General features: G+C 63.3%; 14 protein-coding genes. 2 read left to right on the top strand and 12 right to left on the bottom strand.

Annotation, left to right across the window (positions count from 1 at the left end):
• Nucleotides 1-8 precede the first annotated feature (8 nt).
• From AC0NIE_RS30995 to AC0NIE_RS30985, 3 genes are all read right to left on the bottom strand, one after another.
• A complete protein-coding gene (locus tag AC0NIE_RS30995) occupies nucleotides 9-908 on the bottom strand; it encodes a proline iminopeptidase-family hydrolase (RefSeq protein ID WP_473486168.1) in 900 nt (299 codons plus the stop codon).
• 298 nt (nucleotides 909-1,206) lie between these two features.
• Nucleotides 1,207-2,103, bottom strand: coding sequence for an arginase family protein (locus tag AC0NIE_RS30990; RefSeq protein ID WP_473486167.1), 897 nt, complete (start codon nucleotides 2,101-2,103; stop codon nucleotides 1,207-1,209).
• A gap of 311 nt (nucleotides 2,104-2,414) precedes the next feature.
• Nucleotides 2,415-3,359: a LysR family transcriptional regulator gene (locus AC0NIE_RS30985; protein ID WP_473486166.1), complete on the bottom strand. Its 945-nt coding sequence runs from the start codon at nucleotides 3,357-3,359 to the stop codon at nucleotides 2,415-2,417.
• Nucleotides 3,360-3,434: 75 nt separating this feature from the next.
• Between AC0NIE_RS30985 and AC0NIE_RS30980 the strand changes: the two genes are divergently transcribed.
• Both AC0NIE_RS30980 and AC0NIE_RS30975 read left to right on the top strand, forming a co-directional pair.
• Nucleotides 3,435-3,914 (top strand): cupin domain-containing protein, encoded by a 480-nt coding sequence (locus tag AC0NIE_RS30980; RefSeq protein ID WP_473613638.1) that lies wholly within the window; start codon nucleotides 3,435-3,437, stop codon nucleotides 3,912-3,914.
• A 287-nt stretch (nucleotides 3,915-4,201) separates the two neighbouring features.
• Nucleotides 4,202-4,861 (top strand): hypothetical protein, encoded by a 660-nt coding sequence (locus tag AC0NIE_RS30975; RefSeq protein ID WP_473486164.1) that lies wholly within the window; start codon nucleotides 4,202-4,204, stop codon nucleotides 4,859-4,861.
• 3 nt (nucleotides 4,862-4,864) lie between these two features.
• On the opposite strand, the gene AC0NIE_RS30970 is transcribed toward AC0NIE_RS30975, so the two are convergent.
• The 9 genes from AC0NIE_RS30970 to AC0NIE_RS30930 form a co-directional block, all read right to left on the bottom strand.
• Nucleotides 4,865-5,248 carry a transposase gene (locus AC0NIE_RS30970; RefSeq protein WP_473486163.1) on the bottom strand — a complete coding sequence of 128 codons (384 nt, stop codon included), beginning with the start codon at nucleotides 5,246-5,248 and terminating at the stop codon, nucleotides 4,865-4,867.
• Nucleotides 5,249-5,955: 707 nt separating this feature from the next.
• The gene (locus AC0NIE_RS30965) at nucleotides 5,956-7,035 is read right to left on the bottom strand and encodes an ABC transporter ATP-binding protein (protein ID WP_473486162.1); all 1,080 of its coding nucleotides are present in this window, start codon (nucleotides 7,033-7,035) and stop codon (nucleotides 5,956-5,958) included.
• Nucleotides 7,032-7,832: an ABC transporter permease gene (locus tag AC0NIE_RS30960; protein ID WP_091597346.1), complete on the bottom strand. Its 801-nt coding sequence runs from the start codon at nucleotides 7,830-7,832 to the stop codon at nucleotides 7,032-7,034. The genes AC0NIE_RS30965 and AC0NIE_RS30960 overlap by 4 nt, the downstream gene beginning before the upstream one ends.
• Before the next feature lies 1 nt (nucleotide 7,833).
• Complete coding sequence (locus AC0NIE_RS30955; RefSeq protein WP_473486161.1) at nucleotides 7,834-8,694, bottom strand: ABC transporter permease; 861 nt, start codon at nucleotides 8,692-8,694, stop codon at nucleotides 7,834-7,836.
• A 69-nt stretch (nucleotides 8,695-8,763) separates the two neighbouring features.
• Complete coding sequence (locus tag AC0NIE_RS30950) at nucleotides 8,764-9,780, bottom strand: ABC transporter substrate-binding protein (protein WP_473486160.1); 1,017 nt, start codon at nucleotides 9,778-9,780, stop codon at nucleotides 8,764-8,766.
• 54 nt (nucleotides 9,781-9,834) lie between these two features.
• Complete coding sequence (locus tag AC0NIE_RS30945) at nucleotides 9,835-11,310, bottom strand: aldehyde dehydrogenase (RefSeq protein WP_473486159.1); 1,476 nt, start codon at nucleotides 11,308-11,310, stop codon at nucleotides 9,835-9,837.
• A complete protein-coding gene (locus AC0NIE_RS30940; protein ID WP_473486158.1) occupies nucleotides 11,307-12,359 on the bottom strand; it encodes an LLM class flavin-dependent oxidoreductase in 1,053 nt (350 codons plus the stop codon). Before AC0NIE_RS30940 ends, AC0NIE_RS30945 begins: the two co-directional genes overlap by 4 nt.
• 6 nt (nucleotides 12,360-12,365) lie before the next feature.
• A complete protein-coding gene (locus AC0NIE_RS30935) occupies nucleotides 12,366-14,159 on the bottom strand; it encodes an alpha/beta fold hydrolase (protein WP_473486157.1) in 1,794 nt (597 codons plus the stop codon).
• Nucleotides 14,152-14,739 carry an amino acid synthesis family protein gene (locus AC0NIE_RS30930; RefSeq protein ID WP_473486156.1) on the bottom strand — a complete coding sequence of 196 codons (588 nt, stop codon included), beginning with the start codon at nucleotides 14,737-14,739 and terminating at the stop codon, nucleotides 14,152-14,154. Before AC0NIE_RS30930 ends, AC0NIE_RS30935 begins: the two co-directional genes overlap by 8 nt.
• Between the last annotated feature and the right edge of the window lie 55 nt (nucleotides 14,740-14,794).

Genomic DNA, 14,794 nt, shown 5'->3' with positions numbered 1-14,794 from the left:
CGCGGACCTCAATCGTATTTGGCCACAAAGCGTCCGACGGCGGCGAGGCAGTCGTCCTTCTCCTCGACATGCGGCATGTGGCTGGAATTCGGGAAGACCATGCCTTCGACGTCGGGAATATGATCGAGAAAGGGCTGGACGCAGGCCTCGGTCGCTTCGTCGTAAAATCCGCGGAACGCCAGGGTTGGCGCCTCGATCAGATGCAGGCGCTCGACGATGGTCCAGTTCCGCATGGTGCCGATCACGTGGAATTCATTGGGTCCGTTCATGGTATGATAAACCGTCGGATCCTCCTCGATTGCCGCGAATGTCCGGGCTACTTCCGGCGGCGTCGGAAGGACACGGCAGACGTGGCGGTCATAGAAGGCCTTGGTTGCCGCAACATAGTCCGGGTGACCGGTGGTTCCGGCTGCCTCGTGCCGGTCAAGCGCACTTTGCACATCGGCCGGCAGCCCGGCGCGCAATTGCAGCGCGCCTTCCACCCATAGCGCCATTGAGGCCAGCGAATTGGCCAGGATCAATGCCTTGAGCCCGGCGGGGCGTCGCACGGCATGTTCGGCCGAGAGTATGCCGCCCCAGGATTGGCCGAGCAGGGCGTAACGGTCGGCTACGCCAATGTGAGTGAGCAGCGCATCGAGTTCGCCCAGGAAGAAATCGACGGTCCAGAAGTCGCCGCCCTTGTCGGGGAGATGGGTCGATTTGCCGTTGCCGATCTGATCGTAGTGGATGACGGCCCGCCCGGTATCGGCCAACTCCTTGAATGAATCGACATAGTCATGGGTGCAACCCGGCCCGCCGTGAGCGACGACCAAAGGCAGCTTGCCCGAGTTGAGATCTCCGATTACGCGATACCAGGTGCGGTAATCCCGGTAGTCGCTAAATCCTTCGGTGGTCGCATGTGCCGTCACAGTTCCAAGCTCTGCGTCATGGCGCGGCAGGAACCAAAGTGACGGACCCTCCCAAGCCTTGTTTGCGGCCGAACGGTACTAAGCGGCCCGGCGCATTTACAGCTAGCACTATTTATAGGTTTGCCCTGTCAGGGGGCGGTGGCCGTCAGGTGGAGAGCCTCAATGCTCCGGCTCGAAACGGTCGCCTGGTTGCTTGCCATCATCCAGGCGGCGGACAAGGCGCGGGGTTCTCGTTCGGCGGACAAGTGGTTGCATGTGGCGCTTCAACGCCACCCGATAGCCGCTAGCTCCCGTCCGCTTAAGCGGGCGCGGCTGTGCCGAGAGCTGCGGCCAGGACATCAGCAAGGCCATGGCCGGCGCTGCCGTCCTCGTCAAGGCGCGGATTGTAGATGGTGACCTCGAGTCCGACCGCCTTTCCGCTCGCCAGGATGATCCGGAGCGCCGCCGACAGTTCGTCCCACGACAGCCCGCCCGGTACGCGGAAATCGACCGCCGGCATGATCGCATCGTCGAGACAATCGGCGTCGAGATGGATGAAAAAGCCGTCGAGTTCCGCCCGCGTCAGGTGGTCAACGGCCGCACGGGCGGCGGCTTCGACGCCCAGGCGGCGGACTGCGTGGAGATCGTAGGCCATGAGCTCGGCCGGCAAAGGCTGGCTGCCGTATTCGGCCTGGTCCTCGTGGTCGCGAAACGCGAAGGCGACAGCGTCCTCGGAGCGAACCAACGGGCGGCGGCCCTCCAGGTCGGTCAGCAGCGCCGGCCCGTAGCCGGTGACGAAGGCCAGATCCATCGAGGCGCCTTCGCTGTTGGGCTCCGCCTCGGGCTGGAAGAAGTCGGCGTGGCCATCGATGAAGAACAGGCCGTAGCGACCGCGCCGGCGCAGTGCCAGCATCGGACCCAGCAGGATCGTACAGTCGCCGCCCAGCACCACCGGGAATTCGCGGGCGTGCAGCACCTCCTCCACGGCGTCGGCGAGCATGGGTGACCACGCCGCGATCGCCTTGGCGTTCAGCGTCAGGGTGGCGGGGTCGGGCTTCGGGTCTTTCGGCGGGACCGCCAGCCGCCCGGCGCGGCGCGCATGGATGCGTTCGGCGAGGCCCAGTTCCAGCAGCCGACCGGGCAAGCCCTCCACGCCGTCGGTCGCCAGACCCAGCGAGGACGGCGCTTCAAGGATGGCATAGCGGCGGGTCGGCATCAGATCCTCCAGCTATGGCGAGTAAGAGCCGGCGCAACGCGGCGGTCTTCGCTACTGAGGGCTCCGCGGATGCCGGTTTGACGGCCGCATTAAGCGACGCTTTTGAGCAAAAACTCGCCTTGCAGCCGACGTAATCTCACCACGTGGGCGAAACCGAGGAAATTTCAACCCGCCCAATTCCCTTTTGAAGTCAAGATCGCAAGTTTTCCGGCCGGTGGGGAGACGGTTCTTGAGCGCATTCAGAGAGAAAGTGGCCAGGCTGGATCAATGGATTGCCGTAGCTCAAAAACGATCCAAACCGGGCGCTCCTCTCAAAGGCCTTCGTCCCAATACGGCGTACGCCCTATGCATCGCGCAAGGTGATCGACGAAGGCACGGACCTTCATCGACATGAGCCTGTTACTGGGATAGACGGCATAAATCGTGCTGGCTGGAGGCTCCCAGGCATTAAGCACGCGTCGCAGCGCGCCGGTGCGCAGCGGCTCCGCTACCGCCCATGTGGGCAGTAGGGCGATGCCGATGCCGTCGAGCGCCGCAACGCGCAGCATCTCCGCATTGTTGCTGCGAAAGCTGCCGCCCACGGCCACGCGCGCCTCGCCAATTTTGCCGGCAAGGCGCCATTCATCGCCCCAAGGCAAAAGGCTGGTGCAGAGGCAGTTGTGCTTGGCAAGGTCGCCCGGCTCGCGCGGCATTCCATGCTTGTCGAGATAGGCGGGCGCAGCACAGGCGACGAGCCGGGATGGCGCGAGCTTGCGCACGACAAGCGGCGAATCCTGGAGCACGCCGATGCGGATTGCCAGATCGAGCCCCTCATCGACCAGACTCACATGCGCCGGGCTCAAGGCAATATCGACGGAAAGTTCCGGATAGCGCCTCAGGAACTCCGGGACGGCCGGCGCCACATGCATCCAGCCGAAGCTGTCGGGCGCTGAAATGCGAATCGTGCCGCGCGGCTCGCGCTGCAGCGCGCTCGCTTCTTGTTCCGCCGCTTCAGCTTCGGCGAGAATCCGCGCACAGTGGCGGTAGTAAGCTGCGCCCGCTTCGGTCATCGAGAGTCGACGCGTGGTCCGGTTGAGGAGGCGAATCCCCAGGCGCTCTTCGAGCCGCTGCACATGGGCGCTAACGGCGGATTTGGAGAGTCCGAGCCGACCTGCCGCAGCCGAGAAGCTGCCGCTGTCCACGACGCGAGCGAACGCCGCGATGCCGTCGAGCGGGTTCATGATTCGATTGTCCTGAAATCCGGACAGCTTGTCCATACAATTCCGGCTAATCGACGGGCGGGAACGGGCCTATCTCTTGGTGAGCCACCTGAACCGCAAAGGAGATCGATGATGGATGCCAAAGTTAACACAGCCGAGTCGTTCGTTCGCGAGCCGGCGGTCGGGTCGACGCTCAACGTTTTGGGCATCACCCATATCTACAAGGCCACCGGCGCCGAGACCGCCGGATCCTTCTCGCTTTGGGAGTCCGTGGTTCCGCCGGGCGCGGGAACGCCACCGCACATCCATGCCCATGAGGATGAAGCCTTCTATGTACTGAGCGGCGAACTCGTCATCGAAGTCGAGGGCGACTCCGCGCCCCATCGCGTTGCGCCCGGCGGCTTCTTCTTCGGCGCACGTGGCCGGCGCCATGCCATCCGCAATGTCGCCGACAAGCCAGCTCGCGTGCTCGTCTTCTGCGCGCCGAGTTGCGGCCTTGATCAGATGTTCGCGGAATTGGACGCCGCGACCGCCGCCGGCACGCCGGAGATGGCAAAGGTCGTGGCCATCGCCGCTAAATACGGCGTGACCATCGAGGCGCCAGCTGCCTGAGAGACTGTTTCGAAAGTCGCTCCGGCGAGTCATATGGTGGTGGTTTCGAGACCGGAGCGCAACGGACATTTGGGTCCGTGAGCACGGGAAGCGCAGAAAACGCCATCAGATGGCCGCCGGAGTAGGGTTTCCAAACAGTCTCTGCGATGTCGTTCCAGACCGCCAGCACGTTGGGCTCCGGACCTATATGCCAAACGCAGGTTGGAGCCTTGCCGATGGTCGTAACACTGCGAACTTGATCCAGTAAGCTAACAGTTCCTCAAGTGGCTACGTGTAGCTTGCGGCGTATGAGATCTCTCTCCCTCATCGCCACAACCATACTGACAGTCCTGTCTGGCTGCGACTTCCTCGGCTTTAAGAGTTGGGAATGGCATCAACGCCTGGAGCTTGAAATCGAAACTGCGAACGGGACGATTTCAAGCGGTAGCGTCGCGGCGGTTCAAGCCAGCACGGAACCGAGATGGATACCTATTGATGGCGCTGGCGGCCTGCACAGCACTGTTGAAGGCGAGGCTGCCGTCGTGGAGATCACTCCAGGCAGGTATTTGTTCGCGCTGCTCGGCGACGAGACGAGCCGGGCGCTGTCTGTGTTCTTCCCGAAACCGGGACCGATTGGCGATGAAAGACCGACCTTGCTCGAATCGATGCGTGAAACCCGTGAGGTGCCTCGCGAGCATTACCCGCTCCTTGTCACCTTCACCAACGTCACCGATCCGACAACCGTGCAGCGAGTTGATCCCGACAATCTTGAGGCCACCTTTGGGCCGGGCGTGGCGCTCAAGCGCGTCACGTTGACCATCACCGACGAATTGGTGGCCAAGGGGCAAATCGCCGAAATCCTCCCCTGCCTGAAGTCCGGCAAAGCATGCATTCCTTTGAACAAGGATTTGCCTTACGGCGCTCCAATGCGGAACATCCTCAACGACAGGTTCTGGAGGAACCAATGACGATCAGCTCAGGATGCTTGCGCCTCGGCCCTGACGGCCGACGGTGCCCGCATATATCCCGGAGCGATCGGCTCTGGCCACTCCAGCCCGCCGTTTTCCGCCCTGCGTACCTGGCGGCCGACTGCGCGTCGCAGCAGGTCGCCGAGCTGGGTCGACGAAGTCCCGATAACTCAGCTCGAGGGAGGCGGGGCCGTCCTCGTGGTCCTTGCGGATGATGACTTCCTGCTGGTTCCGGCGGAACACGATCTCGTCGACATAGCGCTGAAGGTGGAATTCGCTGATGTAATGGAACACGGCGATCTGGGCACGCTTGAGCTGCGAGGCCAGTCCTTCGGCCGTATTCGAATGGACCTCGCCGCGGGCGAATTCGTCATCGCGGTGCGTCACTGTCCTATGCCCGCCCGAGAAGGCCTTCGCCGCACGGCCGATATGACGGCATCCCTGGAAACGAACCTGTCCAGGAAGCGGCCGATCGTTCGGGAGTCCGCCTTTGGGATGACGGCGGCGGCCACTCGTCCGCGCCTGTCGGCGGCGACCACGACCTGGGCCGCTTGGTGCCCTTGCCTGGCGGGTGCCAGACACGCCGATGGAACTTCGTTTTCTTCTTCCGGGGCGGCGCACCCATGTAGGTCGTGTCTACCTCGACGATGTGCCCGAGCAGCGGATCCCGCCCGTCGCGATCGTCCGTCATCTCCCTGACGGCATGCGCCACCTTCCAGGCGGTCGATTGCGTGACCCCCGAGCTGCTTTCCGAGGATGACGGAAGAGATACCCTTCGAGGAGAAAAGAATCAGATACAACGCCCTGAGCCAGACCTTCAGCGGGAGCTTGGTGGAGTACATCGGGGTCTTCGTCGTGACCGTGAACTGGCCCGAGCACTGGCCGCCTGAGACGCGGCCCGCCATGTCCGCCGCTCCGCTAAACACGGGCGCTGCGCGGCGGACACGCCAACGTCACCGCTGAATGCCACGTCACTTTGCAGAACTTGACGCACACAACTGTTACAACGTCGTGTTGCAGCGTGTGGCGATGAACATCTCAGACCTGGCGAGCTTTTAGGGCGAGATCCGCCGCGCTGAAGTCAGAACTGTCTGTCAGGCCGGAAACAGAAATGCGGCAGCGGGATCGAAAAAAATCTGCTGTCCGCGCGAGGCGATGCCTTCATGTGCTTCCGCCACATCGGATGTCGGCCTGACGTCGATCTCCTGGCCGGCGGCCGTGCGCGCGATGACGCGCCGCCGCTCGCCGAAGAAGGCGGTGTCGATGAACTCGACCGCAAGCCCGGCAGTGGCCGGGCCGGGTTTCAGCCGAAACGCTTCCGGCCGCACCATCAGCCGGGTCTTCTGGCCATGGCTGAAGTCCTGATCGATCCTGACGCCAGAGACGACCGAGCCATCGGCCAGGCGGATCGTGGCGGAGCCGTTGACGGTTTCAAGATGCTCTGCCGGCAGGAAATTGGAATTTCCGATGAAGCTGGCCACGAATTCGCTCGCAGGTCTCAGATAGAGGTCCTCACCGGTGCCGATCTGCTCGATGCGTCCGTCCCGAAACAGCGCGATGCGATCCGAAAGATGCAGCGCCTCGTCCTGATCGTGGGTGACGTACAGGATCGTTACGCCGGTTTCGCGGTGGATGCGCCGTATCTCGGCCTGGATTTCCTCGCGCAGCTTCTTGTCGAGCGCCGAAAGCGGCTCGTCCATCAGAAGGATCGGCGGATCGTAGGCCAGCGCCCGGGCAAGCGCCACGCGCTGCTGCTGTCCGCCGGAAAGCGCGCCAGGATATCGGCCGCCGAAACTCTCCAGCCGCACCAGCGACAGCATCTCGGCGACCTTTCGGTTCACCTCGGCGTCCGGCCGACGGCGCACGCGCAACGGAAAGGCAACGTTCTCGGCGACGGTGAGATGCTGGAACAGCGTGTAGCGCTGGAACACCATGCCGATATTGCGCTTGTGCGACGGCACCGACAGCAGCGACCTGCCTTCGAGAAGAACGTCACCGGATGTCGGCTGCTGAAAGCCGGCGATCGCGTAGAGCGTCGTCGATTTGCCGGAGCCGGAGGGGCCGAGAAAAGTCAGGAACTCGCCCTTGGGTATATCGATGGTGACATCGTGCACGGCGACGAAGCTGCCGAACGCCTTGCGCAGGTCGCGAATGGAGAGGAACGGTTCGGTCATTTCGATAATTTCCGCCGAATGAGTGCGGTTACGATCATCAGGCTCAGCGTCAGGAGAACGAGAAGGCTGGAGGCTGCAGCGATGACCGGGCTGAGATCCTGGCGCAGGCTGCCCCAGATCTTGACCGGCAGGGTCTGCAAGGTGGGGCTGGCCATGAAGATCGCGACCACCACCTCGTCCCATGAGGCGAGGAAGGCAAAGATCGCCGCCGAAAAAATCCCGATCTTGATCGCCGGCAAGGTGACCCGGAGTTTGGCTTCGAATGGGCTTGCGCCGCAGACGATCGCCGCATCCTCGATGGATTTGTCGAAACCTTCGAGAGCCGCAGTGATCGGGATGATGGCGAAGGGCAGTGCCAGGACCGTATGGGCGATGACGAAGCCAGCCGTGGTGCCGCCGAGCCCGATCCGCAGGAAGAATGCATAGATGGCGATGGCGAAGACCACGACCGGTAGCACCATTGGCGTCAGCAGCAGGCCGCGCAGCGTGTTGCGCCCGCGAAACTGTCCCCTGACCAGGGCGAAAGAAGCCAGCAGCCCGATGACGACAGCAAGAATCGCGGCCATGGTGGCAATGCGCGCGCTGGTCAGCGCCGCTTCGAGCCAGGCCGGATCGGCGAACAGCTCCTCATACCATTTCAGCGTCCAGCTTGGTGGTGGAAAAGCCAGCCACCGCGACGACCCGAACGACAGCAGCACGATGAAAACCACCGGCAGCAGCAGAAACGCGGCAACCAGGCCGGTGAAACCCAGTAGTGCTGCACGCAGCCAGCCCAGCCGGTCGTAGTCGAGCAGCATCTCAGATGCCTCCTGTCATGCGCTTGGCGCCGACGAGGCGCAGCTGCAGCGCGTAGAGCGCCATGGTGACCACAAGCAGGATGAAAGCCGCAGCACTTCCGAGCCCCCAGTTGAGCAAGGACTGGATCATCTGGGCGATCATTGCGGCGAGCATCATGTTGGAGGTGCCGCCGAGCAGCGTCGGCGTCACGAAATAGCCGAGCGACATGACAAAAACCATCAGGCCGCCTGCAGCGATTCCGGGAAACGATAAGGGCAGTAGGATGCGGCGGAAGGCGTCGAAGGGGCTCGCACCGCACAGGGCGGCGGCGCGCAGCGTCATCGGATCGATGGCGCGCAGGGTTCCGACCAGTGGCAGTATCATGAAGGGCAGCATGATGTAGACCATGCCGATGGTGACGCCGGTCAGGTTGTTGATCAGCGGCAGCGGCTGGCTGATCAGGCCGATATCCATCAGCGTCCGGTTGATCACGCCGGTGCGTTGAAGCAGCACCATCCAGGCATAGGTGCGGGTGAGCAGATTGGTCCACATCGACAGAATGATGATGCCGAAGACCATCGAGCCGAGGGCGGGCGGCATGATCGCCAGCATCCAGGCGACCGGAAACGCCACGATGACGGTGACGGCGGTGACGACGGTGGCGACCAGAAAGGTGTTGAAGAAGACCCGCGCATAGGTGCCATCGCCAAACAGCGTGGCGTAGTTGTGCAGGCCCGGCATGGGTTCGGTCACGCTGCGCAACAGCAGCGCAACGACCGGCACCACGAAGAACAGGGCGATAAGAGTCAGCGCCGGCAAGGCGCCGCCGATGCCATCTGGCCTTCGGAGGATTGGCTGTCGATGAAGCAAATGGCCCGACATGGCGATGATCCCGGCAGCTCAGGCGGGGCGCCTCGCGACGCCCCGCCGGTTCATGGGTGAGGTCGGCTTCTATTTGGCCTGCCAGGCGTACCAGCGCTCCGCGATCTTGTCGCGGTTTTCAGCCCAGTAGTTCATGTCGAGGTTGATCTGCCCGTCGACATAGGCGTCCGGCAGCGACTTGACGACATCGGCCGGCATTTCGGCCTTGGCTGCCGTGTTGATGGGGGCGTAGCCGCTTGCTTCAGCAAACATCGCCTGGCTTTTCGGGCTTGTCGCAGCGGCCAGGAATTTCATCGCGCTCGCCTTGTTCTTCGAACCCTTGGGGATGACGAGCACGTCGGCGGCGGTCAGGTTCTGATTCCAGGATGCGCCGACATCGGCGCCTTCCTGCTCGAGAGCGAAGACACGTCCGTTCCAGAGCTGACCGAAGGCTGCTTCACCGGAAGCGATCAGTTGTTGTGACTGCGCGCCGCTGTCCCACCAGACGATTTCCGATTTGATGGTGTCGAGTTTCTTGAACGCCCGGTCGAGGTCGAGCGGATAGAGCTTGTCTGCAGGCACGCCGTCGGCCAATAGCGCAATCTCGATGACGCCCGGCGCCGACCATTTATAGAAGGTGCGCTTGCCGGGAAATTTCGTCAGGTCGAACATGTCGGCCCAGCCCGCCGGTTCGCCCGACACCGCCCCTTTGTTCCAGGCAAGAACGAAGGAGTAGTAGAAGCTGCCGACCGCATGCTCGGTGGTGAAGCGAGGATCGAGATCGGCCTTCGGCACGACGTTGAAATCGATCGGCTCGAGCAGGCCGTCCTTGGCCGCCTTGATGGCGAAATCCATTTCGACATCGACGACATCCCAGGCGACGCTGCCGCCTTCCACCATGGCCTTCAGCTTGCCGTAGTCGGTCGGCCCGTCCTGCAGGACCTTGATGCCGGAACTCGCTTCGAACGGAGCAGCCCAGGATTTGGTCTGCGCCTCCTGGGTGGTCCCGCCCCAGCTGGTGAACACCATTTCATCGGCCTGCGCGGCAGTGGCTGCCAAGAGTCCGGCTATTAGTCCGGCCAAAATGCCGGTCAAAATCAGTTTCATGTCATTCTCCTCTGTTGGTTGTTTTTGTTTCTTGTTGTTGTGAAATTGCGCGCCTCATCGCATGACGAACGGGTCCGGGATCGGCTCGTCGGATATCCGTATCCAGACGGATTTCGAGCGCGTGTAATCGCGGATGGCGTCGAGCCCGCCCTCGCGGCCGAGCCCGGACTGACCATAGCCGCCGAACGGCACGAGCGGCGAAACGGCGCGGTAGGTGTTGACCCAGACGACGCCGGCATGGATGTCGCGCGCCATGCGGTGCGCCTTGGCGAGATTGGTGGTGAACACGCCCGAGGCGAGGCCGAACGGCGTATCGTTGGCAAGCGCCAGGGCTTCGGCTTCTGTGTCGAAGGTGAGGACACTGAGCACCGGACCGAACAATTCCTCGCGCACGCAAGGCAGTCCTGTGTCCTCGGCATCGATGATGGTCGGTGCGTAGTAGAAGCCGTCCGGATGATCGTCGGGCCTTTTTCCGCCGGTGACCAGCGTCCCGCCACTGGCGAGGCTCTCGGCAACGATCTTCTCGATCCATTCGCGCTGGCGTGGCGTTGCCAGCGGCCCCATTTCGGTGGCCGGATCCTTCGGATCGCCTATCCTGATGGCCTCGGCCTTGTGCTTCAGCCTGTCCAGGAACTCGCCCTTTATCGAACGCTCGACAAGCAGCCGGGAGCCGGCGACACAGCTTTGTCCAGACGCCGCAAAAATTCCGGCGACGACCGCGTTGGCAGCACTGTCCAGGTCGGCGTCGGCGAAAACCACAACCGGGCTTTTCCCGCCCAGCTCCAGCGTCGTATAGGCGAGATTTTCCGCCGTGTTGCGGACGATCGCACGAGCGGTCGAAGGCCCGCCGGTGAAGGCCACGCGTGAAACCAGCGGGTGACTTGTCAGGCGTCGGCCGCAATCTTGCCCGAACCCGGTCAGTATGTTGACGCTCCCGGCGGGAAATCCGGCCTCATGAACGAGTTCGGCGAAGGCCAGCAGCGGCGCTGGACCGTCCTCAGAGGCTTTCAGGACGACCGTGCAGCCGGCGGCCAGTGCCGGGCCGAGCTTGACCGCCGAAAGGAAGAGCTGCGAGTTCCACGGCACGACGGCAGCGACGACGCCGATCGGCTCGCGCCGGATGGTGACGTCCATATCGGCCTTGTCGATCGGCACATGCGAGCCTTCATGCTTGTCGGCAAGCCCGCCATAGTAGCGGTAATAATCCCCGACATAGGCGATCTGGGCGCGGGTCTCGCGGATGATCTTGCCGGTGTCGCGCGTCTCCAGCTCCGCCAGCCGCCCCGCATTGGCGGCGACCAACTCGCCGAGGCGCACCAGCAGCTTGCCGCGCGCCGTCGCCGTCACAGAAGCCCACGCGGCCGAGTGCAGCGTCCGCTGCGCCGCCTCGACGGCGCGGTCGACCTCGGCCTCGGTTGCGGCGGGCATCGTCGCCCAGGGCGCTCCGGTGGACGGATCGATGCTTTCGAAGGTGTTTTTCGGCGTATCGAACGCCCCATCTATGAAGTTGCTGAAGGCCACTAGGGTCATTGCGGCCTCCCATGTCCGAAGGCCGGCATCACCTTGTCGACGAACAGCTGCAGCGACTTCTTCTTGCGCTCGTGTGGCAGGCCGCTGTCGATCCAGATCGAATACTGGTCGTAGCCAAGCGCCTCATATGCCTTCAGCCGGGCGATCACCTCTTCGGCTTCGCCGATCACCAGGTTCTGTCGGATCTTGTCCGGCGCGTATTGCGGCATCGCCGCGATCTCGTCGTCGGAGAGCGCTTCCAATATGCCTTGGCGAACCGGCTTCTTGTTCTGGAACCAGGCGCCGAACTGGCAGTAGAACAGCGAAAGGTCCTTGGTCAGCTGCTCCGCATCGGCGGTGTCTTCGGCAACGAATGTGTGCATCAGCAGCATGATCTCGGGGCGGGCCATGTCCGGATGCGCTGCGCACGCCGCGTCGAAGCGCTCCATCAGGTTGGTTACCTCGTCATCGCCCGAGGCGAGCGGCGTCACCTGGACGTTGCAGCCGTTGGAGACGGCGAAGTCGTGCGAGTTCGGATCGCGCGCCGCCACCCAGATCGGCGGGTGCGGTTTCTGCACCGGCTTGGGCGACGAGGTGGTTGAGGGAAACGACCAGAACTCCCCGGACATCTCGAAGTCGCCCTCCCAGAGGCCCTTGATGGCCGGGATAATCTCGCGCATGCGCTGGCCCGCACCCCAGGCGTCGAGCCCCGGGAACAGGCGCTGGTATTCGTAGCTGTAGGCGCCGCGCGCGATGCCGATGTCGAGCCGGCCACCGGTGACGACATCGGTCATTGCTGCCTCGCCGGCGAGCTTGATCGGATGCCAGAACGGCGCGATGACGGTTCCTGTGCCAAGCCGGATGCGCTTCGTCCTGGCGCCGAGATAGGCGATGTTGATGAACGGGTTTGGCGAGATGGTGAACTCCATGCCGTGGTGCTCGCCGATCCAGGCCGACTCGAAGCCTGCCGCCTCGGCCATCACGACCAGTTCCTCAAGCTCGTCGGTGAGCTCGGCATGCGGCTTTGCCGGGTCCGAGCGTTCCATATGGACGAAGAGCGAGAACTTCATATCTGTTCACCCCGAAGTGTTCATGGCTGCCGGCTTGGCGAGCGGACGGACTTCACCTTCGACCTCGTTGCCGACATAGACTCCAAACGCATCCTCCCGACATTCGCGAACATAGCGGGCGAGCATCGAGCGCACAGCAGCGTCGGCGATGTTCAGTCCGGCAATCCTGTCGATGTCGACGAGCCGGACCTTGCCGTCGCTGGAGTGGGGCGCGTCTACCGTGCCGCGGTAGTAGACATGCGTTCGCGATGGGCTTGCGGCGTCATCCCAGACCGCAAACAGGAAGCCGAGATGCGCCTCGATGGCTTTCGCAGCGAGGCGTCCCCTAAGGCTTCGCGTGTCGCCGGGCGAGCCCAGTCCTCGGCCCGCCGGCAGTTCGAAAAAGCCGTCGGCGGTTTCGAAGAACAGCACGCGGCCTTCATCTTCGAGGATGGCGCCGACCTCCATGTCCGGAGGCGCGGCCGCCAGCGCTTCCTGGCTGAGACCGGGCGAGACATACGCCCCACGGCAATAGCCGAGCGGCTGCGATGAATTGTGGGAGAATTCGCGAACGCGGCCGATGAGGATCGAATGGTCGCCCGCGTCGACCAACTGCTCCATGTCACAGTCAAACGTCGCCACCGATCCAGCGAGCAGCGGGCTGCCGGTCGGGCCGAAGCGCCATTCGACAGCCGAGAACTTGTCCTGCGATTTCGAAGCGAAGACGCCGGATGCGGCTCGCTGTTCCTCCGAGAGCACGTTGATGGCAAAGCACTTCGAGGTCGAAAATACCGGATGACCCAGCGCTTTCTTGGCGACGCAGACCAGCACAAGCGGCGGATCGAGCGAAACGGATGTAAACGAATTGGCGGTGAAGCCTCTAGGCTCTCCTTCCGGCCCGATCGCGGTGACAATGGTAACGCCGGTCAGGAAGGAACCGAGCGCCCGCCTGAATTCGCCCGCGTCGAAGGCCGTGTCCATCGCCGGTCGCTCGGATGTGCTTGCACCGTCGTTGCTCTCGAGAAAATCGGCAATGCGCCGTGTGACCCCGTCGGGCGAGGCTACGGCCATCATATGTCGTTCACCCTTCAGGACGACGCAGCGACCGCGCGGCGCGAGGCGCGCCATCGCCGCCGACATCGCAGGTGAGGAATTCTTATCGTCGGAGCCGGTCATGAACAGGGCCGGCGCCGCGAGACCGGAAAGACGATCGCCATGCGCCGCATCCGCATGGGCGAAAAGGCGATAGGTGCGCGCATAGCCGTCCGGGTTGACGCTTTGCAGTGCCGCGCGCGTCGTCCTTGCAGCCTCTGCCAGGCGGTCGGGGACCGGGTTGCCGAACCAGCGCGCGATCGTTGCGTCCGTCCCCGACGGATTTTCTGCACCATTCAATTCTGCGGCGCGCTCGCGCACCGCCTGCGCAAGCTCCGCCGGGCGGCGAAAAACTACGTTGAGCGAGACGATGCTGTGGACCCGTTCGGGTGCATTGAGAGCGATTTCCTGCCCGACCAGCGCCCCCATTGAATGGCCAACGATCGAGACGGTTTCCAGGCCAAGGTGATCAAGAAGCCGGATTGCCTGTCCGGCATAGTCGGCAAGGCTGGCATCCTCGGTCGGCAGCGGCGACAGGCCGTGTCCCAGCATGTCGATCGCGATCACATCCCATCTGTCCTTCATCAGCGCGATCTGGGGCTTCCAGATCGCCGCATTCATGCCGACGCCGTGAATGAGGAGGACCGGCGCGCCGGATCCGGCACGGATGAAGCCGGTGCCGTCAGGCGCCGTTCCGCGATGCCAGCCAGGCTCCGTCAGCTCAGCCATGCAGGTCACCGACCTCCTTGAGATCCTGGTAGCGGTCGCCGATGCGATGATGCGGCCGTCCGCCGATCGAGGCGCCAAGCGCCACCACCAATTCGTCTGGCGCCGGCGCGTCACCGATCTGGAAGTGCACAGTCAGATAGTGCGAACGTCGGCCTTCGTCGTTCTTGTCCATGAGCGGGATCATGATCGGCGTGTTCGGCCCGCCGCGCAGATTGGTGAAGGCAAGATAGGTCTTGGCGCCGACGGCACGCCGATAGTGGTTGCCGAAATGCAGCGTATGGATGAGCGCCGAGGCATGCTCGATCTCGCCTGATGTGCCGCAGATTGCGGCCTTGCCGTAGCCTTCGATCGCTTCGCCGGATCCCGCGACCGCGAGGATTTCACGAGTCAGCATCTCTCCCAAAACCGGCGCATAGGTGCGGATCTCGGGAGAAAGGTCCTCAGTGAAACCGCGCCCGGCCCAGGGATTGTCGAGCACTGCCGCCACGCCGATCAGGCGCAGCGGCCGCGGGGCTGCCTTGCCGCCTTCAATCAGCGTGTTCTCGACATAGGTGACGATCTTTCGGATGGCCGGCTTCATCGAATCCTCTGTGGTCGATCGGGCTGAGACATCCGGAAAAGTTCCTTTTGCCTCG

Source organism: Mesorhizobium sp. WSM4842, from assembly GCF_055901575.1.
The sequence above is the reverse complement of the archived record's forward strand: the minus strand, read 5'-3'. Positions and strand labels throughout refer to the sequence as shown.

Coding starts and splice junctions, on each gene's coding strand:
- AC0NIE_RS30990 (WP_473486167.1), bottom strand. CDS start 2,103: ATGCCGACCCGCCGCTATGCCATCCTTGAAGCGCCGTCCTCGCTGGGT.
- AC0NIE_RS30985 (WP_473486166.1), bottom strand. CDS start 3,359: ATGGACAAGCTGTCCGGATTTCAGGACAATCGAATCATGAACCCGCTC.
- AC0NIE_RS30980 (WP_473613638.1), top strand. CDS start 3,435: ATGGATGCCAAAGTTAACACAGCCGAGTCGTTCGTTCGCGAGCCGGCG.
- AC0NIE_RS30975 (WP_473486164.1), top strand. CDS start 4,202: ATGAGATCTCTCTCCCTCATCGCCACAACCATACTGACAGTCCTGTCT.
- AC0NIE_RS30965 (WP_473486162.1), bottom strand. CDS start 7,035: ATGACCGAACCGTTCCTCTCCATTCGCGACCTGCGCAAGGCGTTCGGC.
- AC0NIE_RS30960 (WP_091597346.1), bottom strand. CDS start 7,832: ATGCTGCTCGACTACGACCGGCTGGGCTGGCTGCGTGCAGCACTACTG.
- AC0NIE_RS30955 (WP_473486161.1), bottom strand. CDS start 8,694: ATGTCGGGCCATTTGCTTCATCGACAGCCAATCCTCCGAAGGCCAGAT.
- AC0NIE_RS30950 (WP_473486160.1), bottom strand. CDS start 9,780: ATGAAACTGATTTTGACCGGCATTTTGGCCGGACTAATAGCCGGACTC.
- AC0NIE_RS30945 (WP_473486159.1), bottom strand. CDS start 11,310: ATGACCCTAGTGGCCTTCAGCAACTTCATAGATGGGGCGTTCGATACG.
- AC0NIE_RS30940 (WP_473486158.1), bottom strand. CDS start 12,359: ATGAAGTTCTCGCTCTTCGTCCATATGGAACGCTCGGACCCGGCAAAG.
- AC0NIE_RS30935 (WP_473486157.1), bottom strand. CDS start 14,159: ATGGCTGAGCTGACGGAGCCTGGCTGGCATCGCGGAACGGCGCCTGAC.
- AC0NIE_RS30930 (WP_473486156.1), bottom strand. CDS start 14,739: ATGAAGCCGGCCATCCGAAAGATCGTCACCTATGTCGAGAACACGCTG.